At 69.4% G+C, this 857-nt stretch carries 1 protein-coding gene; it reads right to left on the bottom strand.

From position 1 onward, the window contains the following. Window positions 1–29: 29 nt before the first annotated feature. On the bottom strand, window positions 30–857 hold an 828-nt coding region (locus FV226_RS27615), incomplete at its 5' end, for an IS66 family transposase (RefSeq protein WP_147765419.1).

Consider the following 857-nt stretch of genomic DNA (forward strand, 5'->3'; position numbering starts at 1 on the left):
GTAATTACCCACCCCCGTAATCGTGAGGTTTAGGCGCCGACGGTTTTGAGGATGGTGCGGAACGGGCTGGCGCCGGTGAGGCGGGCGGTATCGACGACGGTGCGGATGGCGGCTTCGCCTTCGGCAGCCCACATCGCGCGATAGCCGTTGGTGACCTTCCGCTGGACGACGGACGGGCGCAGCAGCCGCTCGGAGCCGTTGTTGGTCGGCTCGACTGCGCCGGGGTGGGCGAGGAAGACGAGGAGCTGATTGCGCGCCCGGCCGATCTTGGCCTGCAGGTCGCGGGTCAGGTCGCAGCGGCTCGGCGTGGCGAGGATGGCGCCGAGCTGGCGATCCAGGTTCCGGCGCTTGGCGGCGAGCGTCGAGGCGGCCAGATCGGTGACGTGCTCGGCCAGGGCGAACACGGATCGCAGCCAGAGCTGCAAACGCCAGGGGACCGGATCATCGCTGGTCTCGACGGCGTAGGCGACATCGCGGGCGAGATGGGCGAGGCAGGTCTGGTGCGCGACTGCATGGCCCTGCTGGGCGGTGTAGCGGTCCGAGATCCAAACCGCCGGCCGATGCCCGTCCATCATCTCCCGCACCACGACGGCGCCCCGCGTCGGCGAAGCCTGATGAACGACCGCCTCGGCCGAGTGGAAGACCCAGTGGTAAGCGTTGCTGCCCTCGATGCGCACGCCGGTCTCGTCCGAGGCGACCACCGTGGCCCGGCGCAGGGTTGAGACGGCCTCGTCGCGGCCGGAGCGGAAGTGTTTCTGCGTGCGCTGGAGCAGGTTCATCAGCCCGCCCTGACTGAGGGTGAGCCCGAACAGATCCGACAGCGCCGCCTGCAGCCGCTCGTAGGACAGCGCCTGGAA

This window comes from Methylobacterium sp. WL12, from assembly GCF_008039475.1.
Lineage (GTDB): Bacteria > Pseudomonadota > Alphaproteobacteria > Rhizobiales > Beijerinckiaceae > Methylobacterium > Methylobacterium cerastii.